Source organism: Burkholderia perseverans (assembly GCF_022870505.1).
Classification (GTDB): domain Bacteria; phylum Pseudomonadota; class Gammaproteobacteria; order Burkholderiales; family Burkholderiaceae; genus Burkholderia; species Burkholderia plantarii.
Genome location: NZ_CP045093.1, coordinates 1,731,365 through 1,747,889, shown reverse-complemented (window position 1 = coordinate 1,747,889; position 16,525 = coordinate 1,731,365). Strand labels below are relative to the sequence as shown.

The window sequence follows — 16,525 nt, the reverse complement described above, 5'->3', positions numbered from 1 at the left end:
CGATAAGTCTTTTGAATTGTGTTTCGCACTAAAGGCGGAACCACTTTAAAACAACGCAGGACTGGAAAGAAGCAAAAGAATTCGAACGCCTTATTGATGAAATTTGATAATGCCGGTGGCCGCCGGCGGCCCGCTCACATGCCCCAGCGATGCACCACCGGGGACTCGATGCCAAACAGGTCGAGCACGCGCCCGAGCGTGTGGTCGACCATCTCGTCGAGCGATTCGGGGTTCGCGTAGAACGCCGGTACCGGCGGGTAGACGATCGCGCCGGCCTCGGTCACGCTGGCCATGCTGCGCAGGTGGCCGAGGTGCAGCGGCGTCTCGCGCACCATCAGCACGAGCCGCCGGCGCTCCTTGAGCGTGACGTCCGCGGCGCGCGACAGCAGGCTGCTGGTCACGCCGGTGGCCACTTCCGAGAGGGTGCGGATCGAGCACGGCGCGACGATCATGCCCATCACCGGGAACGAGCCGCTCGAGATCGCCGCGCCGATGTCGGTGTTCGGATAGCTGACGGTGGCCAGCGCCCGCACCTCGGCCACGCTGTGCGGCGACTCGTGCGCGAGCGTGACCTGCGCCGAGCGGCTCATCACCAGATGCGATTCGATCTCGAGCTGTCTGAGCAATTGCAGCAGCCGCACCCCGTACACGACACCCGACGCGCCGCTGATGCCCACGATGAGGCGGCGCGGCGATACTCCGCTGAAATGCATCTGTTTTCTCCGATGAATACCGTGACCGGATCACGATGGGGCGGATGTTAGCACGCCGATTCAACGCATTCGAATCGAAAGCCGTGATTTCGCATTTACCGGGTAATTACCCTGATCGAGTATTCGGATTGTTCGATCGCTTGATAAACAATTCGCGATTCAAAATGCCAATCGGAGCCGTTAGACTTTCCCCGGCATCGAGGCACGGCGGATCGGACAGCACAGACACCCCGGCCTCGACGCGCGGCGCCGGGGCGATCGGGCAACCGGCGAACGACAAAAAATTGGAGACAACCGTTGAACATGCGTCCGCTCGTCGGAGGTTGCGCCGCGATCCTTGCCGGATCGGTCTACGCGCAGTCGTCCGTCACCTTGTATGGCAGTATCGACGTCGGCCTGGACTACGTATCGAATGCGCAGGGCAAGCAGATGTTCCAGGAATCGTCGGGCAAGCGTCAGCCCGACCGCTGGGGCATCCTGGTGCGGGAGGCACTGGGCGGCGGCAACACCGCGTTCGCGCGGCTCGAATCGGGCTTCGTCACCAACACCGGCGCGCAGATCAACCCGACCAGCTTCTTCAACCGCGAGACCTACGTCGGCCTCGCCAACGACCGCCTCGGCGCGATCAGCTTCGGCAACATCAACGACTACATCTACCAGTACGTCGGGGCGCTGAACAACTCGATCCCGGGCATCTCGTCGTTCTACACGCCGGGCAACCTCGACGGGCTGGCCAACAACCACGCGCTGAACAACGCCGTGAAGTTCGAGACCATCAACTACCACGGCTTCCAGGCCGGCGTGATGAACGCGTTCGGCAACCAGGCCGGGAATTTCAGCGCCGGGCGCCAGTACAGCGCCGGCGCGCAGTACGGCGACGAGCGGGTGCGGATCGGCGCGGCCTACACCATGTCGCACAACCGGACCGCCGACACCTTCGGCGTCTTCAGCCTCAATTCGCTGCTCGGCCAGCCATTGAAGCAGGGCACTATGTTCAACGCGAGCCGCTACAGCTCGCTCGCGATCGGCGGCTCGGTGAAGGTGGGCCTGTTCACGCCGCACTTCACGTATTCGGGCGTGTCGCTCCAGAACGCCAGCGGCGAGGCGCGGCTCAACAACTACCAGACCGGCGTGAACATCGACGTGGGCGGGCACGGCTTTTACATCCTCGGCCTGTCGTGGGACCACTCGCTGTTCCAGGGCATCACCATCAACCAGTACAACCTGTTCCTGACCGACTACCTGTCGAAGAGTACCCAGGTGTACGCGGGCGTCGGCCTGCAGCATGCCTCGGGACCGGGCGCGCGGGCCGCGCAGTTCAACTATCTGGCGTCGTCGAGCGGCAGCCAGACGGTGGCGCGCATCGGCGTCAATCACACGTTCTGACCTGACACGGAGGCAACGCACGGCATCGACACCAGTGGCCAACCAATAGCCAGGCGATGGCCCGGCGATTGTTCACGATTCTCGATCTCTTCATCGCTATTTTTTGATTGAACCGCGCGGGGCCGCCTCTTATATTTTGACTCCGGCGGAGCGACGCGCGGCACGGCAGCAACGAATCGCGCGGCGCGCTCACCCTGGTGGTGCGCGCGCCGGCGCGAGGTACATGGGACAGACATGCAAGCAGACCGGACTTTCAACATCGCGACACTGATCGAACAGCAGAAGCCGGGGCGTTTCGCCGTCGGCCTGCTGTTCTGGTGTTTCCTGATCATGCTGATGGACGGTTACGACCAGACGGCCGTATCGTTCGCGGCGCCCGCCCTGATCAAGGCCTGGCACGTCGCGCGCGGCGGATTCGGCCCCGTGTTCGGCGCGGGGCTGCTCGGCACGCTGATCGGGTCGTTCATCTTCGGTTATCTCGGCGACCGGCTCGGCCGCAAGCGCGCGATCATCATCGGCAGCCTGTGCTTCGGGCTGCTGACCTACGTCTCGGTCTGGGCCACCTCGCTGCAGGCGCTGATGCCGCTGCGCTTCCTGGCCGGCATCGGGATGGGCGGCGTGGTGCCGAACTCGGTCGCGCTGGTGGCCGAGTACGCGCCGAAACGGCTGCGCGCCACCTGGGTCACGCTGATGTTCTCCGGGTTTTCGATCGGCGCCGGATCGGGCGGCCTCGTTTCGTCGGCGTTGATCCACCGCTTCGGCTGGCCGGTGATGTTCGCGATCGGCGGCGGCGGCTCGCTGCTGGTGGCCGTGCTGCTGATGTTGACGCTGCCCGAGTCGGCCAAGCTGCTGGTGATCCGGCAGCGCGATCCGCAGCGGCTGCGCCGCCTCGTGATGCGGCTGCGGCCCGAGCTCGAGATTCCCGCCGACGCGCGGTTCGTGCCCGGCGAAGTGCGCGAAAAGCAGCCGTTCTCGCTGCGGCTGATTTTTTCCGACGGCCTTGCCGTGATCACGCCGCTCTTGTGGATCGTGTTCATCGCGAACTCGATGGCGCTGTATTTCCTGCAGAACTGGCTGCCGATCCTGATGGAAGGGATGGGGATCGACCCGAGCGGGGCCGGGCTCATCACCATGATGTTCTCGGTGGGCGGCGTGCTGGGCGGGCTGATCCTTTGCCGGTTCGTGGACCGGCACGGCGTGCTCGCCATCATCTCGCTGCCCGTGATCGGCTTTCCGATCGTCGCGCTGCTCGGCCACGGCGGCTCGCAGGGCTGGCTGATGGCGGCCGTGTTCGCGGCCGGCTTCTGCGTGGTGGGCGCGCAATACGGGCTGTATGCCGTGGCCGGCATGATCTATCCGACCTCGTTCCGCTCGGCCGGCGTCGGCAGTGCGATCTCGGTCGGCAAGATCGGCTCGGTGGCCGGGCCGGTGGTGGGCGGCGTGCTGCTGTCGATGCACCTGCCGGTCACGCAGCTGTTCTACGCCGCGTCGCTGCTGTTCGTGATCGCCGCCGTGTTCTCGACGCTGCTCGCGCTGCGCTACCGGACCCGCTTCGCCGAGCGGCCCGCCGCGGATTCCGCCGCCGATCCGGTCCGGCGTTCGCTGCTGCACGACTCCTGAGCGGCACGCGGCCGCCGCGTGGCATGCGCGGTGGCCGGCCGTGTTGCGCGGCGATGCGATTGGTTCAAATCGCGATTGGCAGCCATGCTGATCAGTCATCCTTATCAAGTGCCGGCTTCGCCCGGTACGCGCGAGACTCCCCACCGATGAGCCAGACCCTGTACGACAAGATCTTCGACGCGCATGTCGTTCGCACCGACGCGGACGGCACGACGCTGCTGTATATCGACCGGCATCTGCTGAACGAGGTGACGAGCCCGCAGGCATTCGAATCGCTGCGGCTGGCCGCGCGACCCATATGGCGGCCGCGCGCGAACGTGGCCGTGGCCGACCACAACGTGCCCACCACCGCGCGCGAGTTCGGCATCGCCGATCCGCTCTCGCGCGTGCAGGTCGAGGCGCTGCGCGAGAACTGCGAGCGCACCGGCATCGAGCATCACGGGATGGATGATGCAGGGCAGGGCATCGTCCATGTGATCGCGCCCGAGCGCGGCAGCACGCTGCCGGGCATGACGATCGTCTGCGGCGATTCGCATACCAGCACGCACGGCGCGCTCGGGGCGCTCGCGTTCGGCATCGGCACCTCCGAGATCGAGCACGTGCTCGCCACCCAGACGCTCCTCACGCGGCGCAGCCGCACGCTGCGCGTCAACGTGGAGGGCGTGCTGCCCGCCGGCTGCGCGGCCAAGGACGTCGCGCTGGCCGTGATCGGCGCGCTCGGCACGGCCGGCGCCACCGGCTTCGCGATCGAGTTCGCCGGCCCCGTGGTGCGGGCCTTGACGATGGAAGGGCGCATGACGCTCTGCAACATGTCGATCGAAGCGGGCGCGCGCGCCGGGCTGATCGCCGTGGACGACGTCACGCTCGACTACTGCCGCACGCGCGAGCTGGCCCCGCGCGGCGCCGCGTGGCAGCGCTGCGAGCAGGCATGGCGCGAGTTGCGCTCGGACTCCGGCGCGCGCTTCGACGCCGAGATCTCGCTCGACGTCTCGACGCTCGTGCCGCAGGTGACGTGGGGCACCTCGCCCGAGATGGTCGCCGGCATCGACGGCCGCGTGCCCGATCCGGCCAGCCTCGGCGACGAAGGGCGCCGCGCATCGTGGGCGCGCGCGCTCGACTACATGGCGCTGGCCGCCGGCACGCCGATCGAATCGATCATGATCGACAAGGTGTTCATCGGCTCCTGCACCAACGGGCGGCTCGAGGACTTGCGCGCGGCTGCCGACGTGCTGCGCGCCGCGGGCGGTCGGCTCGCGCCGAACGTGCGCCTCGCGCTGGCGGTGCCGGGCTCGCGGCAGGTCCGGCGCGAGGCCGAGGCGGAAGGGCTGCACGAGGTTTTCCTTGCCGCGGGCTTCGAATGGCGCGAGCCCGGCTGCTCGATGTGCCTGGCGATGAACGCGGACCGGCTCGAGCCCGGCGAGCGCGTGGCATCCACCTCGAACCGCAATTTCGAGGGCCGGCAGGGCGCCGGCGGCCGCTCGCATCTGGTGAGCCCGGCCATGGCCGCGGCCGCCGCGCTCGCGGGCCGTTTCGTCGACGTCCGGCAGTTCGCCGGCACCACGGGAGCACGCTGATGGAACCGCTCGTTCGCCATGACGGCCTGGTCGTGCCGCTCGATCGCGACAACGTCGACACCGACGCGATCATGCCGAAGCAGTTCATGAAGTCGATCGCGCGCACCGGCTTCGGGCCGCATCTGTTCGATGCGTGGCGCTATCGCGATCCCGGTTATTACGGAAAACCCGCGCACGAGCGCAGCCCGGAGCCCGGTTTCGTGCTGAACCAGCCGCGTTATGCGGGGGCTTCGGTGCTGCTTGCGCGGCGCAACTTTGGCTGCGGGAGTTCGCGCGAGCATGCGCCCTGGGCACTTCATCAATATGGGCTGCGCGTGCTGGTGGCCGAGAGTTTCGCGGACATCTTCTTCGGGAACTGCTGCAAGAACGGGCTGCTGCCGGTGCAGTTGAGCGGCGAGCGGATCGAACAGCTGATGCACGAGGTGCAGGCCACGCCCGGGTATCGCCTGAGTGTCGATCTGCCCGCGCAGACGGTGACGACGCCGGAGGGGGCGTGCTGGCGGTTCGATATCGCGCCGGCGTTGAAGGCCTTGCTGCTCGAAGGGCTCGACGAAACGGGTTTGACGCTCGGGGTGGCCGAGATGATCCGGGCGTTCGAGGCGGGGCATTTGGGGCGCTCGCCTTGGGTGTGAGGGTGGGGTGGGGGCGGGTAGCTCCGCCTTATGTGCCGGTGGAATTTGCCGGTGGAATCAGGGCGACTGCGGAAAGTGCGGCACCGCCTGATCGAGGCAAACCCATGGCTGGGCGCTCGCGGTCCAGATATCGAGCATCGGCCGGAACGCCGATGGATCGTCCAGCGTGGGAAAACGGATCGACATGACTGCCTGCGCCGCCTCGCCGTGGGTGAACAGCGGCGTGCCGCAATCGGCACAGAAGCTGCGCGTCGCGAGCTTGCCGCTGCCGGCGCGAACCGTGTACGTCTTCGGCGTGCCGGTGACCGTGACGTCCGACACGCGGACGATGAAGCCGGACGCGAACGGCGCGCCGCTCGAGCGCTGGCAGTCGAGACAATGACAGTTCAGCATTGCGACGGGCGCCTGCGAGCCTGCGTAGCGGATCGATCCGCAGGCGCATCCGCCGGTGAAGGGCGTATTCATGTCGCGTGACTTCCTTTGACGGGCCGGCTGGCCGATGGGCTCGCCGTTGCCGGCTGCGATGATAGCGGATTCGGTGGCGGCGACGAGGCCTTGCCCGACTTGCGGAAACGGGCTTCGGAGATTTCCATCTCCGAAGCAAAACCTCAAACCCGTTCAGCACGAATACGATCTGGTGCCGCTATTTCAGCTTCGTCCACCCTTGTGGCACGTCACTATTCTCGGCCAGCATCTCGGTCAGATGGCTGATTGACCTTCTGGCATCCGTGAACACGTTGAGGCCCTGCACCTTGATATCGGCAGGATTTTTCGCGCTCCGCGCATGCCGCTGCGAGTATAGCGTGATGTCCGGGCCATGCACGTGCAGCGCGTTGAAGGCCTCCACGTTCACCTTGTCGCCGTACCCCGACGAGCCGAACCAGCCGGACAGTTGCCTGTCGGGCAGCCAGGACGCCAACATGCCGCTATTGGATCCGGGGCTCGGGAAATGATGGGCGCGGGCGTCGGTATTGACGTTGTCCGCTGACGACGTGCGCTGGTTCATGATGTTCTCGACCGCGATGGCGCAGCCGCTCATGGCACCGGTGAACACCCATCGGCCCGATTGGTTCTTGCGGGTGTGGAGATTGGTGAAGCCAACCGATGTCTGCTCGTACGGGAAATATCCTGCCTGCATTACCTGCCCTTCGTTCTTCTCACCCCGATCCTTTGCCTCGAAGCCTTCGAACGCCTTGACGACCTTCTCGAGTCCCTCCAGCTTGACACTGTGTTTTTCCGTCAGTGCGGTCGGAACCGCGTAGTACTTGCTCCGCTTGGCCTCCAGTTTGTTGCGGTAAGCCTCCATATCGGGCGTCAGATTGGCTACGTTCTTCCGCTCCCTGTCTTCCATGACCCTGAAGAAATGCGTCTTCAGGCCGCTGCTGCTGATGACTTCGGATGCCTTGCGCAGCGCTAACTCTCGTTGCGTCTCCGGCGCGACCATCTTCGTCTTAGCAAGGCCAAGCATCTTGTCCATCGCCGATCGTTCGTTTTCCGGTACCGGCTTCGTCCAGTTCGGATCGTGGTGGAACGTGTAGTTGTCGGAGATGCCCTTCGCGAAGTCGGGTACGACGACCTGCCTGCCCAGAAACGCCTCTGGCTCGTGGATAAACGACGCGGTGAGATCGCGGGTTTGTTTGGGTTTGAAAAACATCGATGAGGCTCCTGCGTGATTGCTGGTGGTATGCCATGCCATGGCTGCGACAGCGGCAGCGCGCGAGCGGAGTGCTCCGGCGCGCTGTTGACATTCACACTCCGTGCCATGTCGGCGCCGTGCCACGGATCTCGCCGGAACGCGACCGGATCGTCGGCGCTCGCTTGCGCGGCTGCGCGAAATGGGTGGTTTATGACCCGCCGGGCTTGGCGATCAGGGTTATGTGGCACCTCGTGCGGATGAGTGGCTCACGCGACGGAGTCATGAATCCGGCTGAACCTGCGGTCGATCTGGTTGCCGCTGCGAACAGGGGCGGGGCAGAGATGGCGGCAGGGTGCTTGCGCGGCACCGTGAGCGAGATCCGCGCGTTGCTCGCCTGCGGTCAGGTGCGAGCGCAATAAATTTCCGGTGAACCCATATCGAGCAATCGAGTCCATCGAATACTATCCGCGGTGGTCAACGCCCGATTCGCATGAATGAGTCTTCATCGGCACGCGGCCAGACGAGTTTTCAAATCGATGAGTCTTTACTTCGACCCAAAAGGAATTTGAGTGATGACGGAAAGGTTGAACGAACTCGACGAGATCCGTGCCTGCGAGGATCGTCGTTACGCCGCCGCGGTCGAGAAGAATATCGAGGTGCTCGACGAGCTATTCCACGATCGCCTGATTTACATGCATTCGAGCGGCGTCACGGATTCGAAGACGAGCTACCTTGACGGAATTCGCGAGGGTGTTTGGGACTATCACGGTACTGAGCGGTCGGAGCCTCGAATCGTAATCAGCGGCGACGTCGCACTGGTGTTTGCGGATCTGTCGATCCGTATGACGACCTGCGGCGACTACCGGGCCTTCGATACGCGTGCGCTTGCCGTTTGGCAGCGCTGCGATGACCGGTGGCGCTTGCTTTCGGTGCATTCCGGCGCCATACCACCGGCACACTGATCCGTAGTCGCCCAGACCGAATCCGGGTCCGGATCCGCATGGACACCGCTGTTCGACCTTGAGGGTGCCCATGCGCGAAGGGACGGAAAGCAGGCGTAACCGTGACGTCAGGAGGATCGTTCGCCAGATTCGCAATTTGACATAAGGTAAAGACCCGGAGCAAATGAAAGGGCCGATGCCTTAGCGGGCGAGGGGGACGCCGCCGTGATGATGACGGCCGCGAACGCGGCCGTGGCTGCGGCCCCCGTCACTTTTCCCAATGCGCGCTCCCATAGCCGGCGGGTTTCTTCGTCGCGAGCGCGCTCAATGTGCGCGGACGCGATCACTTCCATCGGGTCGAGGCCGAGGATGTCGGCGACGCGCAAAGCGGTGGTTTCATCAAACGCGCTGTGCCCGAGGCGCTGCTTGCTGACTGCGGCGCGCGTCAGGTGCAGGGCCTTTGCCACGGCATAGTCGGACGGAAGGTCAAGACGCGCCTTGATCGCGTCCAGGTAATCGACAGTCGTTTTCATTCCCAAACCCTTTTTGAATCACCCAGGCCGAACATTAGGGCAAACGTCAACCCGTTTCAACGTGTCTTGCAGTTGACAACGTGTCGAGCGGTTGACTATTCTCCGGGTGTCGCCCCTTAGCGCCACCGGTCCATCACCCACCCAACCGGCGCCAGACGGCCATCTGGCAAGGCGCGGGGCGACGTTTCTTCATACGGGTGGGCGTCTGATGGGGCATGGGTATGAGCAAGATTCCGTTACAAAATCGTCCGGGAGAGAGCGTGTCGGATCAGCTCTACGTCGAGATCTTCAGGGGCGGCCTGAAGCTGGCGATCCGCGATTACCAGTTTTGCGATCGGGAAGGGGCTTTCTACGCGGCGGTGCTTTGCGCCGAGAGCGCGCGGGAATGCCTTAGCAAACTCGGCGGCATGGCCGGGGAGTGGTGATCATGTCCTCGCGCGCCTTCGCCGACATCGGCTACCGCGTCGAGGATGGCGACCTGGGCTACCTGGGCGCCTCTCACGCGTCGTTCGTTCCGCGCCGGCCGCCGGCCGTGCTCAACGTGCGCGCCACGCCGCTCGGCGATGCCGCGCTGGAACGCATCTACCGCGTGCTGCGTGATCGGCGCGCGCCGCGCGGGCGGGGGCGGTGATGAGGTATCCAGGCGGGAAAGGTGGGGCGGGCGTCTACCAGACGATAATCAATCTGATGCCGGAGCACGACACGTACATTGAGGCGTTCGTGGGTGGCGGAAACATCCTTGAGCGCAAGCGGCCGGCGCCGTCGACCATCGTCATTGATCGCGATCCTGCAGTGTGCATGCATTGGGAAAAGGCGATGGTGGCCACCACCGTCGTGAACGGCGACGCGGTACCGTGGTTGAGGGCTCGGGAGTGGACGGGGCGCGAGCTGGTGTACTGCGACCCGCCATACGTGCATTCGACGCGGACGAAAAAGGGCATCTACCGGTTCGAAATGTCCGATGAGGCGCACGCGGATCTGCTATCGGTGCTGCTGGCGATTCCAGCTCGAGCCATGCTTTCTGGATACCGGTGCGAGCTGTACGACGCGGCTCTTTCGAGCTGGCGCCGGGTGGATTTTCCGGCCATGACGCACGGCGGGGTGCGGATCGAGTCGGTGTGGATGAATTTCGATCCGCCGGCCGTGCCGTTCGATCTTTCCTACGTGGGCGCGAACTACAGGGAGCGCGAGCGGATCAAGCGCAAGCGCGCGCGGTGGGCTGCGCGGCTTCGGGCGATGCCGGCAGCTGAGCGGGCGGTCATTCTCGCGGAGCTGAACTCGCTCGAGCTGGAATCGGCGCAGGCGGCGATGCAGGATCCGGTATCGCCTGCAGTATCGATGCCGCCGGCGGTATATGCCGGCGCGGCGGTGCGGACTGGTGAGCAGCTGACATTGGCGATGGGCGATTGCTGATGGCCTACCGCCGCCTCTCCACTGACGACGAATGGAGCGCGGAGCGCGTCGCGGGGCTCCCGCCGCGCTGGCGCTCGCGCATCCTCGATCAGTACGACGAGCGGCGCGAGAGCGCGGCACCGGACGCGCGGCGCGAGTCCAACCTGTTCCTGCTTTCCCTCACCGATCAGCTGAACGCCGTTCGCATGCCGCTTGGCGCGAACGACGGGGTGATCTGCGAGCGCGCGGCGGCGCTGGCGGCCGAGTGCGCGGCGCTCGGCGAGGTCTATCACGAGCCGCGCGCCGCGCGCGAAGCGATGGAGCGCGTGGTGCTGAATCACCAGTGCCTAGCGCCCGCGCGCGAGCGCGTGAACCCGCGCACCGGCCTGATTCGCGGCGTGCGCGACGTTCCTGCAGTAAAGCGCATGACGGACCCGCTATGGTGGCGCCGAGCGCTGCGCCGCATGCACGCGAAGCACGTCGAGGCGGCGGCCATCGCGCTCGGCTACGTGAACGTGGCGCGCGACATGTACGTGTCCGACGAGTCGCTAGACCGGCGCACGCAGCAGCGGCGCCGGAATCAGGCGATGTTGGAGCAGACCATCGCGCGCAACGAAGACGGCGACGAGTTCACGCTCGCCGAGCTGGCCGCGCGCGGCATCGCGAACAAGGCGATTCGCCGCGCGGAGCTGATGACGCGCGTGTCCGGTTTCGAGTCGATCGCGCGCGACCTGGGCCACGTCGGCCTGTTCTTCACGATCACCTGTCCGAGCCGCATGCACAAGTGGCGCAAGGCCGGCGGGAAGGCGCGCGCGAACCCGAATTACGACGGCACGAAGCCGAGCGAGGCTCAGGCGTATCTCGCGAAGCTGTTCGCGCGGCTGCGCGCGAAGCTGGCCCGGGTCGGCGTGCAGTGGTACGGCTTCCGGATCGCCGAGCCGAATCACGACGGCACGCCGCATTGGCACGTGCTGGTGTTCTTCGCGCCGGCATGGCGCGGCGACGAGCGGCGCGCGGCGCTGCCGCGCGTGTGCGCGCTCGTGCGCCGCTACGCACTCGCCGATTCGCCGGGCGAGCGCGGCGCCAAGGCGCACCGGTGCGATTTCGAGCCGATCGATTGGAGCAAGGGCAGTGCGGCGGCCTACATCGCGAAGTACGTCAGCAAGAACATCGACGGCTACAAGGTCGGCGATGACCTGTACGGAAACCCGGCGCTGGAATCGTCGGCGCGCGTCGAGGCGTGGGCCGCGACGTGGCGCATTCGCCAGTTCCAGCAGGTCGGCGGGCCGCCCGTCACGGTGTGGCGCGAACTGCGACGGGTCGATGAGGTGCCGGCCGATGCGCCGGCCACGCTGCGCGCGGCGCACGAGGCGTGCAACAAGGTCGAGCAGGTCGAGGGCGAGCGCGCGGCGGTGTCGTGGGCGAAGTTCATCAAGGCGAACGGCGGCATCGGCGCGCGTCGCGAGGATCGGCCGATCCAGCTGGCGAGGGAGTGGGACTCGCGAGAGGGGCGCTACGGCGAGCCGCTCGGCGACGTGGTGCGCGGCGTGCGCGCGGTGGGCTGGATCACGTACCGCGACGGCATCGTGCCGGACCGGAAGAAGTTCGTTGAGGTGCTGGTGAAAAGCGTTCGCCACGCGTGGGAAATCATCTCGCGCAGGGTGGCCGAGGGTGTTCAAGCGGGCGCAGCCCGCGCTTGGACTCGTGTCAATAACTGTACGCGCGGCGGTGCTGCCGATGACGACGGTATAGCGGAGTGGATTTCAGATTATGAAAGAGCAGAGCGATACGGCGGGCTCGCGGCCTGCTGAAGCGGCGAAATCGGTGGCGGTCGAGTACGGAACCCTGCAAACGGCAAAGGGGGCCGCCAAGGCGCTGCGCGATCGATTCGATCAGCTGTCGCCGTTTGAGCGCGCGGTGGCGCGCGAGCAGATCGCGGCAGTGACGCGGCTCGTGGCCGCCGTCGAAGCGTTGTAACGGGGCGCGGCCGGCCGGTTCCGGCCGCAATTTCATGAGAGGTGGACCATGTTGCAGTTCCTGACGGAAGCGGTAGAGAAGGTGCGCGAGGCGCTCACGACGAACGGCGAGCATCGCGCGCCGCTCGCGGACGCGCTGAAGGTGGCGCACGACACGATCGCGGCGCTCGAAGCGCGGCTGTCGGCGGTCGAGCAAACGATCGAGGCGGGTTTCGCCGAGGCCGGCGCCGTGGCGGCCGTGGTCGATCCGATGCTCGGCGCCGGCGGCGGTGCGCCGGCCGCGCCGGTGCAGGTCGAAACGAAGCCGGCAGCGTAACAGGGGGTCGCCATGTCGTACTTGGGAAAGGCTGATTGTCATCTGTGCGACCGTGAGGTCGATGTGTCGGCGAACCGGGCCGGCATGGCGTACTACCGCTGTGCTGCCTGCGGCGCGAAGCTGGAAACGAAGCACGCCCGCGCGGACCGCGCGCTGCGCGCCAAGGTCCGGCCGTTCGATGCGCCCGACGAATTGCCGGCCGAGCCGGCGGCGAAACCTGCGGCGAATCCTGGCGAATCGCCGGGGCCGGCGCAGCCAAGCAACCCGCCGCGCGCGCAGCGCCGCGCCGGCTTCTGGAACGTATGACCATGGCAAAAATCACGGACCCGCGTGGCGACACGCAGGCGGACGCGCGCGCCGATTCGACGCTCGACGCGGCGCCGCCCGACCCGCTCGAAGCGATCGCGCAGGAGGAAATCAAAGAAAACGCGGACGTGGCGGCGAAGATGGCCGCCGATGCGCAGGCCGAAGCCGACGCGATGATGGGGGATCTGGTGCAGGGCTGGCAGGAGGCATGCCGGCACGGCGCCGATATCGTCACGGCCGCATTCGACGGGCTCAAGCCGGTGTGGACTGCGGACCGGATGGACAACCTTGGCGCCGCGCTCGCGCGCGCCGATGCGCATTATGGGTGGGGCGGCGCCGGCCGGCTGCTCGGGCATCCTCTGCTCGGCGTGGGCGTGGCCGCGATCCCGGTGGTGATCGGCACCGCGCAGTTCGTGAAGCTTGAGCGCGCCCGGATCGCCGCAGCGCAGGCCGACGACGGCCGCCGGCTGGCTGCAGCGCCGCCCGGCGGCATGACGCCGGCGGCACCGCCCGGCGAGCCAGCGCCGGCCGCCAAGCCGCGCGAGCCGAGGGCGCCGGCGCCGAACATGGGCAACGCGATTGACGCCGCGCTCGCGCGCGACACGTTCGCGCAATGAGCGGCATCCGGAACAGCGCCGACATCATCGGCGTGGTCGGCGCGTCGGGGATGGGCAAAGGCATCTACGTCAAGGGCGAGCTGCGGAAGCTGCCGCGCTCCCGGCCGGTGCTGGTCTGGTCGCCGCTCGAAGTCACCGACGACTATGCGGCGGTGATCGGCGGGAAGGTGGTGGATTCGATCGCGGCGCTGGTGAAGCGGATCAAGGCGGGAGACAAGCGGCTGGTGCTCGTGCCGGGCGGCAGTCCGGCAGACGTGAAAGTCGCGTTCGATCGGTTCTGCCGGATCGCGTGGGAGTTGGAGGGCTGGTGCATCGTGGTCGAGGAACTGTCGCGCGTCACGTCGCCGTCGTGGGCCCCGCCGGCTTGGAAAAACCTGAGCACGGCCGGCCGGCACCGAGGGCTGAAGATCTTCGGCACGAGCCAGAGGCCGGCCCAGGTGGACAAGGATTTCTTCGGGAATTGCACAGAAATCCGGTGCTACGCGGTCGGCTACAAGGCGGACGCGGTGGCGATGGCCGACACGATGTTTCTCGACTATCGCGAGGTGCTGGCGCTGCCGAAATTCCACTACATCCACCGGGACAAGGCGACCGGAAAGAACGTCAACGGCGTGGTGCCACTGCCGAAAAGCTGAAATTTACCGGGCGCGGGCCGCCCGTGATTCGCCACGAATCGCCGCGATTCTCCAACTTGGACTCGCGGCGATTTTTTTTGGAATCTGGCGGCTCATGCACTCCGGGATTTCATCGTGTCCGAACCGTCCTACCTCCCTTCTCGCTTCCGCCTGTCGCAGGAGATCATCGCGACGACGGTCGGCGTGATCGTCGCCGCTTGGTTCATCTCCAAGGTGCCGGCCATCAAAAAGTTGGTGGACGACAACACGATCTGGTCAACGGAGAAAAACCTGTCGGCGACTCCGCCGTCCATCACTCCCTGAGGATCACCATGAACAAGGCTCACATCCACGCCGCTCTCGCGACGCTCGCAACCTTCGCCGTCGTCGCCTTCATCCAAAAGAACGTGTTCGCGATTCCCGTTGTTGGCGCGTACCTGCCCGGCGGTTCGGGCCAGTAACCCGCGCGCGGTCCACCCCTCAACGAACAAGGAATCGCAATGCGTAAGGAACAGCTGGTCAATTTCCAAAACATCGCGCCGGGCCAGACGGCGATCCTCACGATGCCGATCGGTCCGACCTACGAACGGATCAAGATGAACCTGCTCGGCGGGCTCGTCGTCGGGCAGATCGAAAACATCGTCGGGAAGATCAACGGCCGGCCGTTCTTCACCGTGACGGGTCCGGATCTGCTCATCGAGAACCTGTACGAGGCGCGGTCGAACCCGAACACGCTGGTGCTGCTCGATTTCACGCGCAAGAACGCGAAAAGCTCCAGCACGAAGATGGGCGCGACGGCGCAGTCGAGCGAGGAGCTGCTCACGGCTATCCCGTCCGCGCTGATGCAAACGCTGACGTTCGAAGTCACGATCAACGCATCGGCGCCGACCGGCTGCAATATCCAGGCGTTCGCGCAGCTGAACGACCCGACGAAGAACCCCATGGTGCTCAAGCAGCTCTATGCGGCCGTCGCGTATCCGAACGCGCAGGACAACGATTTCCCGCTCGCGGTCGGGCTGGCCGGCGCGATCATCAAGAAGCTCTACCTGCACCAGTCGAACTACGGCCCGGCGTGGGCGGCCTCGACGGCCTACGCGCTCGGCGCGCTCGTGTCGAACGGCGGCAACCTGTACCGCGTCGCGACGGCGGGCACGTCGGCGTCGAGCGGCGGGCCGACCGGGACCGGCGCCGCGATCACCGATGGCTCGGTGACGTGGGCCTACGTGCAGGCTGTCGGCACGCTGTCGAAGATCCAGGTGCGCAACTCCGGCGTGATCATCTGGGAAGGGGCGCCGAGCGACGCGGCAGGCGATGCCGTGGACTACGGCAAGGTATGGCAACCGGGCCTGACCGTGATCGATTTCGATCTGCAGGGGCTGCGGGAGAAGTGGCTGAATACCGCCGTGACTTCGAACGTTTTCCTGCGTCTGACCACGGCCGGCGGCCCCTTCAACCTGCGCGTGTATCAGTCGATCGTTGACCCGGTTTCGCGGTAAGCGGCGCGCGTCCAACCAAACGGAGGGCGTATGTCTCTTTTCACGATGCCAGACGGCTCGGCCGGTGCCAGCAGCTACGACGCCGGATCGATGATGGGTTACGGCAGTGACGGGTCTTCGGACCTGTCCACGCTGTACGGCGTCACGGGCGGCGGGAGCGTGGGCGACGGCTACAACTGGTCAACCGTGGTCGATTCGGTACCGATCTCGGCGAGTTCGCAGACGCTCGGGGCTCTGCAATCCGGCGGATCGACTATCGATTGGACTTCGATCATACAGGGCGGGTTGTCCACGCTCGTGGCGGCTGACTCGATCAGCCATGGGCTGAGTGCGACGGGGCAGGCACTGCCGACCTACCGCGCGCCGAACGGCGCGGTGTATCCGGTCGGGCAGGGGCCGGGCTACGTACAGCAGGGCGGTAGCAGTTTCATGCTGCTGTTGATCATCGGCGCCGTGCTGCTGTTCGCGGTGGAGGAAAAATAAATGGTCGCACCTGTACCCGGCCTGTCCCTGCCGCCGCTCAGTCTCGGATTCGGGGGCGGCTCGGCCGCGCCGTCGAGCGCGACGAGCTACAACCCCGTGAGTTTCAACGACGGAGCATTCATCGTGTCGGGCGCGCCGTCCGTGGGAACGTCGATCGCGGGCGCGGTGGCCGGCGCCACGAACAGTTTTTCCATCGGATCGTTCGCGAATCTCATGCCGTGGCTGTTGATCGGGGGCGTGGCGTGGATCGTGATCCGTCACAAGCATCACCACTGACGCTCCGAGAGGTG

Annotated in this window: 23 protein-coding genes; 19 read left to right on the top strand and 4 right to left on the bottom strand. The window is 66.0% G+C overall.

All coding sequences use genetic code 11. From position 1 onward, the window contains the following. Positions 1 to 134: 134 nt before the first annotated feature. The gene (locus BpN12_RS07310; protein WP_246791785.1) at positions 135 to 713 is read right to left on the bottom strand and encodes a UbiX family flavin prenyltransferase; all 579 of its coding nucleotides are present in this window, start codon (positions 711 to 713) and stop codon (positions 135 to 137) included. A 303-nt stretch (positions 714 to 1,016) separates the two neighbouring features. On the opposite strand from BpN12_RS07310, the gene BpN12_RS07305 reads away from it, so the two are divergent. The 4 genes from BpN12_RS07305 (at position 1,017) to leuD (ending at position 5,925) form a co-directional block, all read left to right on the top strand. Further along, positions 1,017 to 2,099 carry a porin gene (locus BpN12_RS07305; RefSeq protein WP_246791784.1) on the top strand — a complete coding sequence of 361 codons (1,083 nt, stop codon included), beginning with the start codon at positions 1,017 to 1,019 and terminating at the stop codon, positions 2,097 to 2,099. Positions 2,100 to 2,333: 234 nt separating this feature from the next. Continuing rightward, positions 2,334 to 3,719, top strand: a complete 1,386-nt coding sequence (locus BpN12_RS07300) for an MFS transporter (protein WP_246791783.1) — start codon at positions 2,334 to 2,336, stop codon at positions 3,717 to 3,719. 146 nt (positions 3,720 to 3,865) lie between these two features. Then, positions 3,866 to 5,293 carry a 3-isopropylmalate dehydratase large subunit gene (leuC, locus tag BpN12_RS07295; protein WP_246791782.1) on the top strand — a complete coding sequence of 476 codons (1,428 nt, stop codon included), beginning with the start codon at positions 3,866 to 3,868 and terminating at the stop codon, positions 5,291 to 5,293. Next, on the top strand, positions 5,293 to 5,925 hold the full coding sequence (gene leuD / locus BpN12_RS07290) for a 3-isopropylmalate dehydratase small subunit (protein ID WP_246791781.1): 633 nt from the start codon (positions 5,293 to 5,295) through the stop codon (positions 5,923 to 5,925). Before leuC ends, leuD begins: the two co-directional genes overlap by 1 nt. Positions 5,926 to 5,982: 57 nt before the next feature. Here leuD and BpN12_RS07285 read toward each other — a convergent pair whose 3' ends face one another. Together BpN12_RS07285 and BpN12_RS07280 are read right to left on the bottom strand one after the other, a co-directional pair. Beyond that, positions 5,983 to 6,390 carry a GFA family protein gene (locus tag BpN12_RS07285; protein ID WP_246791780.1) on the bottom strand — a complete coding sequence of 136 codons (408 nt, stop codon included), beginning with the start codon at positions 6,388 to 6,390 and terminating at the stop codon, positions 5,983 to 5,985. A 178-nt stretch (positions 6,391 to 6,568) separates the two neighbouring features. Further along, positions 6,569 to 7,579 carry a hypothetical protein gene (locus BpN12_RS07280; protein WP_246791779.1) on the bottom strand — a complete coding sequence of 337 codons (1,011 nt, stop codon included), beginning with the start codon at positions 7,577 to 7,579 and terminating at the stop codon, positions 6,569 to 6,571. Between the two features lie 566 nt (positions 7,580 to 8,145). Between BpN12_RS07280 and BpN12_RS07275 the strand changes: the two genes are divergently transcribed. Continuing rightward, complete coding sequence (locus BpN12_RS07275; RefSeq protein ID WP_246791778.1) at positions 8,146 to 8,523, top strand: nuclear transport factor 2 family protein; 378 nt, start codon at positions 8,146 to 8,148, stop codon at positions 8,521 to 8,523. Positions 8,524 to 8,630: 107 nt separating this feature from the next. Here BpN12_RS07275 and BpN12_RS07270 read toward each other — a convergent pair whose 3' ends face one another. Beyond that, entirely contained in the window at positions 8,631 to 9,035 is a 405-nt protein-coding gene (locus BpN12_RS07270; RefSeq protein ID WP_246791777.1) for a DUF3693 domain-containing protein, read from the bottom strand. A gap of 221 nt (positions 9,036 to 9,256) precedes the next feature. Between BpN12_RS07270 and BpN12_RS07265 the strand changes: the two genes are divergently transcribed. The 14 genes from BpN12_RS07265 to BpN12_RS07205 all read left to right on the top strand — a co-directional run bounded on the left by BpN12_RS07265 (position 9,257) and on the right by BpN12_RS07205 (position 16,511). Then, positions 9,257 to 9,460, top strand: coding sequence for a hypothetical protein (locus BpN12_RS07265; protein ID WP_246791776.1), 204 nt, complete (start codon positions 9,257 to 9,259; stop codon positions 9,458 to 9,460). Positions 9,461 to 9,462: 2 nt separating this feature from the next. Next, positions 9,463 to 9,666, top strand: a complete 204-nt coding sequence (locus BpN12_RS07260) for a hypothetical protein (RefSeq protein WP_246791775.1) — start codon at positions 9,463 to 9,465, stop codon at positions 9,664 to 9,666. A 56-nt stretch (positions 9,667 to 9,722) separates the two neighbouring features. Continuing rightward, a complete protein-coding gene (locus BpN12_RS07255; RefSeq protein ID WP_246791774.1) occupies positions 9,723 to 10,448 on the top strand; it encodes a DNA adenine methylase in 726 nt (241 codons plus the stop codon). Continuing rightward, positions 10,448 to 12,238, top strand: a complete 1,791-nt coding sequence (locus tag BpN12_RS07250; protein ID WP_246794598.1) for a replication endonuclease — start codon at positions 10,448 to 10,450, stop codon at positions 12,236 to 12,238. Before BpN12_RS07255 ends, BpN12_RS07250 begins: the two co-directional genes overlap by 1 nt. Then, positions 12,198 to 12,404: a hypothetical protein gene (locus BpN12_RS07245; protein WP_246794597.1), complete on the top strand. Its 207-nt coding sequence runs from the start codon at positions 12,198 to 12,200 to the stop codon at positions 12,402 to 12,404. The genes BpN12_RS07250 and BpN12_RS07245 overlap by 41 nt, the downstream gene beginning before the upstream one ends. A 48-nt stretch (positions 12,405 to 12,452) precedes the next feature. After that, positions 12,453 to 12,719, top strand: a complete 267-nt coding sequence (locus BpN12_RS07240) for a hypothetical protein (protein ID WP_246794596.1) — start codon at positions 12,453 to 12,455, stop codon at positions 12,717 to 12,719. Between the two features lie 84 nt (positions 12,720 to 12,803). Continuing rightward, entirely contained in the window at positions 12,804 to 13,025 is a 222-nt protein-coding gene (locus BpN12_RS07235) for a hypothetical protein (protein WP_246794595.1), read from the top strand. Between the two features lie 2 nt (positions 13,026 to 13,027). Then, complete coding sequence (locus BpN12_RS07230; RefSeq protein ID WP_246794594.1) at positions 13,028 to 13,642, top strand: hypothetical protein; 615 nt, start codon at positions 13,028 to 13,030, stop codon at positions 13,640 to 13,642. Further along, on the top strand, positions 13,639 to 14,277 hold the full coding sequence (locus tag BpN12_RS07225; protein ID WP_246794593.1) for a hypothetical protein: 639 nt from the start codon (positions 13,639 to 13,641) through the stop codon (positions 14,275 to 14,277). The genes BpN12_RS07230 and BpN12_RS07225 overlap by 4 nt, the downstream gene beginning before the upstream one ends. Positions 14,278 to 14,391: 114 nt before the next feature. Next, positions 14,392 to 14,580 carry a hypothetical protein gene (locus BpN12_RS07220; protein ID WP_246794592.1) on the top strand — a complete coding sequence of 63 codons (189 nt, stop codon included), beginning with the start codon at positions 14,392 to 14,394 and terminating at the stop codon, positions 14,578 to 14,580. A gap of 8 nt (positions 14,581 to 14,588) precedes the next feature. After that, complete coding sequence (locus BpN12_RS33295) at positions 14,589 to 14,717, top strand: hypothetical protein (protein ID WP_280529132.1); 129 nt, start codon at positions 14,589 to 14,591, stop codon at positions 14,715 to 14,717. Between the two features lie 39 nt (positions 14,718 to 14,756). Continuing rightward, complete coding sequence (locus tag BpN12_RS07215; RefSeq protein ID WP_246794591.1) at positions 14,757 to 15,752, top strand: major capsid protein P2; 996 nt, start codon at positions 14,757 to 14,759, stop codon at positions 15,750 to 15,752. A gap of 30 nt (positions 15,753 to 15,782) precedes the next feature. After that, positions 15,783 to 16,235 (top strand): hypothetical protein, encoded by a 453-nt coding sequence (locus tag BpN12_RS07210; protein ID WP_246794590.1) that lies wholly within the window; start codon positions 15,783 to 15,785, stop codon positions 16,233 to 16,235. After that, complete coding sequence (locus BpN12_RS07205) at positions 16,236 to 16,511, top strand: hypothetical protein (RefSeq protein ID WP_246794589.1); 276 nt, start codon at positions 16,236 to 16,238, stop codon at positions 16,509 to 16,511. Positions 16,512 to 16,525 lie beyond the last annotated feature (14 nt).

Bases quoted from the DNA above. Each gene is read 5' to 3' on its own strand.
- BpN12_RS07310 (WP_246791785.1), bottom strand. From the start codon at position 713: ATGCATTTCAGCGGAGTATCGCCGCGCCGCCTCATCGTGGGCATCAGC.
- BpN12_RS07305 (WP_246791784.1), top strand. From the start codon at position 1,017: ATGCGTCCGCTCGTCGGAGGTTGCGCCGCGATCCTTGCCGGATCGGTC.
- BpN12_RS07300 (WP_246791783.1), top strand. From the start codon at position 2,334: ATGCAAGCAGACCGGACTTTCAACATCGCGACACTGATCGAACAGCAG.
- leuC (WP_246791782.1), top strand. From the start codon at position 3,866: ATGAGCCAGACCCTGTACGACAAGATCTTCGACGCGCATGTCGTTCGC.
- leuD (WP_246791781.1), top strand. From the start codon at position 5,293: ATGGAACCGCTCGTTCGCCATGACGGCCTGGTCGTGCCGCTCGATCGC.
- BpN12_RS07285 (WP_246791780.1), bottom strand. From the start codon at position 6,390: ATGAATACGCCCTTCACCGGCGGATGCGCCTGCGGATCGATCCGCTAC.
- BpN12_RS07280 (WP_246791779.1), bottom strand. From the start codon at position 7,579: ATGTTTTTCAAACCCAAACAAACCCGCGATCTCACCGCGTCGTTTATC.
- BpN12_RS07270 (WP_246791777.1), bottom strand. From the start codon at position 9,035: ATGAAAACGACTGTCGATTACCTGGACGCGATCAAGGCGCGTCTTGAC.
- BpN12_RS07265 (WP_246791776.1), top strand. From the start codon at position 9,257: ATGAGCAAGATTCCGTTACAAAATCGTCCGGGAGAGAGCGTGTCGGAT.
- BpN12_RS07260 (WP_246791775.1), top strand. From the start codon at position 9,463: ATGTCCTCGCGCGCCTTCGCCGACATCGGCTACCGCGTCGAGGATGGC.
- BpN12_RS07255 (WP_246791774.1), top strand. From the start codon at position 9,723: ATGCCGGAGCACGACACGTACATTGAGGCGTTCGTGGGTGGCGGAAAC.
- BpN12_RS07250 (WP_246794598.1), top strand. From the start codon at position 10,448: ATGGCCTACCGCCGCCTCTCCACTGACGACGAATGGAGCGCGGAGCGC.
- BpN12_RS07245 (WP_246794597.1), top strand. From the start codon at position 12,198: ATGAAAGAGCAGAGCGATACGGCGGGCTCGCGGCCTGCTGAAGCGGCG.
- BpN12_RS07240 (WP_246794596.1), top strand. From the start codon at position 12,453: ATGTTGCAGTTCCTGACGGAAGCGGTAGAGAAGGTGCGCGAGGCGCTC.
- BpN12_RS07235 (WP_246794595.1), top strand. From the start codon at position 12,804: ATGGCGTACTACCGCTGTGCTGCCTGCGGCGCGAAGCTGGAAACGAAG.
- BpN12_RS07230 (WP_246794594.1), top strand. From the start codon at position 13,028: ATGGCAAAAATCACGGACCCGCGTGGCGACACGCAGGCGGACGCGCGC.
- BpN12_RS07225 (WP_246794593.1), top strand. From the start codon at position 13,639: ATGAGCGGCATCCGGAACAGCGCCGACATCATCGGCGTGGTCGGCGCG.
- BpN12_RS33295 (WP_280529132.1), top strand. From the start codon at position 14,589: ATGAACAAGGCTCACATCCACGCCGCTCTCGCGACGCTCGCAACCTTC.
- BpN12_RS07215 (WP_246794591.1), top strand. From the start codon at position 14,757: ATGCGTAAGGAACAGCTGGTCAATTTCCAAAACATCGCGCCGGGCCAG.
- BpN12_RS07210 (WP_246794590.1), top strand. From the start codon at position 15,783: ATGTCTCTTTTCACGATGCCAGACGGCTCGGCCGGTGCCAGCAGCTAC.
- BpN12_RS07205 (WP_246794589.1), top strand. From the start codon at position 16,236: ATGGTCGCACCTGTACCCGGCCTGTCCCTGCCGCCGCTCAGTCTCGGA.